The organism is Citrobacter sp. S46_ASV_140 (assembly GCF_018919545.1).
Classification (GTDB): Bacteria; Pseudomonadota; Gammaproteobacteria; order Enterobacterales; family Enterobacteriaceae; genus Citrobacter; species Citrobacter braakii.
On the sequence record NZ_JAHLRC010000232.1, the window covers coordinates 1 to 2,635 of the forward strand.

The 2,635-nt window shown below is 44.3% G+C and carries 2 protein-coding genes; both read left to right on the forward strand.

The genetic code is table 11. The features are described 5' to 3' along the window. Nucleotides 1–1,762, forward strand: a 1,762-nt coding sequence (locus tag KQJ19_RS23245; RefSeq protein WP_216404249.1) for an FAD/NAD(P)-binding protein, incomplete at its 5' end; no start/stop codon positions are given. Further along, nucleotides 1,752–2,635, forward strand: an 884-nt coding sequence (locus tag KQJ19_RS23250) for a hypothetical protein (protein WP_216404250.1), incomplete at its 3' end; no start/stop codon positions are given. The genes KQJ19_RS23245 and KQJ19_RS23250, both read left to right, overlap by 11 nt.

The window sequence follows — 2,635 nt, forward strand, 5'->3', positions numbered from 1 at the left end:
TATTAATATTGTTATCGTTGATAAAAATGCGATGGGTGTAGGTGCGCACAGTTTATCGCAGCCCGACCATTTATTGGTTAACACCGTTGCTTGCCAGATAACATTATTTGGTGATGCGACGGTAAAAAATGCCGGATCTTTCCGTTCAGGGCCATGTTTTCATCAGTGGGCTAATGAGCAGGGCTATAAAAATGTTGATGACCGTTATTTAAAAGACGTGGCTGGCAAACCAATTGACGCCAACGATTATTTACCTCGTCGATTATTAGGTGAATACTTAAATTGGTTTTATCACGAAATTATCAAAAGTTTGCCTGACAATATCTCGGTTACACAGATAAATCAGCAGGCCAACAACATTCTGATTCAGGACGATGCGAAGTCTATTATTGTCTTGGAAGACAGTCAGCGTGTGGTGGCCGATTACGTCTATTTAACCACTGGTCACAGCGACAACGCCAAAACGTTTGACGATCATCTTGTTGAACGATTTATTGCCAATAATTATAAGAAAAATGAACGCCTGGACTACTATTCGACTCCTTATCCAATAAATAATTTGAATAAAATAACAGCGGAATCAAATGTGATTGTTCAGGGTATTGGTCTGACTGCCTATGATGTCATTTCGCAACTCACTATCGGCAGGGGTGGAAAATTTAGCCGGGAAGAGGGTGAGCTTCGCTATCATCCTTCCGGAAAAGAACCGGGTATTTTTATCTATTCACGTAAGGCTCTACCTTTTAGCAGTCGCGGCGCGAATCAAAAAGGCGTTTCTGGGCAGTACTCCCCACGCTTCTTAACGGCAATGGCTATCAGAGAATTGCGGGTGAAAAATGTGTTTGAGAAAGGATCTTCAAAAATCGATTTTCTTGAACAAGTTTTCCCCTTACTGCATAAAGAAATGTGTTATGCCTATCGTTCAACCCTAAATGGGCAGTGGTTAGATGCTGGCTCTTATGAACCGAGCGCTGAAGACATCGCGGTAATTGACAGTGTGCTTTATCCACATCAATCGCAGGAATATCTGAGTTTAAAGGATTATACTCAATGGTTTATGTATTTCCTGCGTAAAGATCTCCAGGAGTCTGAGGAGGGCAATGTCCATGGCCCGATCAAAGCGGCGACAGACATTATTCGTGATGTCAGGGATATTTTACGAGAAGCGATTGATAATTCAGGGCTTGAATCGCGGTCACATCAGTATTTCCTTGAGCATTTTAATCCTATTTTTAACCGCATTGCCGTTGGCCCGCCGAAGTTAAGAAATGAACAACTATTAGCATTAATGGAAGCGAATGTGGTGAGTCTGGCCGGTGGTAAAGATTCAAGGTTAGTATTGAACGACTGCGAAGGAAAATTCGAAGTTCACTCACCTTTTAAAGAAGAGAGTACTGAGATTCAGGCTGATGTTTTAATCAAGGCGAAAATTGCCAGTTTTTCGCCACTACATGACGCTTCACCGTTAATCAGAAATATGACAGCCAATGGTATTGTTCGTCCATTTATGAATGAGGGGTATCACCCGGGTGGGCTGGATATCGATCAATGCCAGCATCCTATTAATCGCATGGGGGAAGCGCAGACGGCTTTTTGGGTGCTGGGCAATCCTGCGGAAGGCGCGAATTTTTACACCTACGTCCTGCCACGTCCGCTGGTTAATTCAAGATTCCTGGTTGATGCAGGCCGTTGTGTCGCAGATATGTATCATCAAATGATGGTGCGGCAGGCACAGCCAGAGGTAGCGATAAATGCAGACTGAGCAAATCCAGGCCCGTGGCAAGGCGTGGCAATCATTGCAACCTGCGTTAGCGATAACATCATTGCTGGTATTTCTGTTCGCTTGTGCGTTGACGGATAAACATGCGGCGATGTCGGCTATTGCGGGAGTTACCGCCGTGCTCTACTTCGCATCGACATTTGCTTTCTGGTCAAAAAAATCATCCGCCAGAAGTGGTGTGATTATTTTTCTCTGCTCGATGATGTTTCTTCTTGCTACAAACAACCTGAAAGGCATTGCGCTCCCTGCAATTTTTTCGCGATATTTTGATGTGATTTTACTGCTTGTTGGTATTGCCTTATTACGACAAGTCATGGCCTCTCTTAATTTTACAGCTGTTCTGGGAGGATATTTTTCGCGTAGAAAAACATCGAACATGACTTTTGGGGTTACGTTATTGACGGCGTTCTTAACATGGCCAATGAGTCTGGGGGCAATATCATTGCTGCTCGATGGCCTCAAGTCAGTTATTGGGCCAAGATTCAACCTGGCAAAGATTATTACGCGCACCGTATGCATTACGATGGTACTGATGCCAACCACCATCGGCGCTGCTGCCGTTTGGGCGGCAATGCCTGACGTACCGCATCTTAAGGCGATGCTGGTGGGTATCCCTCTCTTTTTATTCAGTATCTTGTTCAACCAAAGCGCAAAAGTGACGGTAATCGCTGAAAACGAGACGGTGACACCCAGCCGTGATGGGATGCGGTATATCCTGCTATGTGTAGGTCTGTTCTGGGGAGTATTCATTTTTTCATTAACGGTACTGAATCTTAATTCACTGCAAAGTATTGCCTTTACAGCAGTCGTGCTCTTTGTTGTCGATCATCTGGTTAAAAAGGATAAACCCTGGGC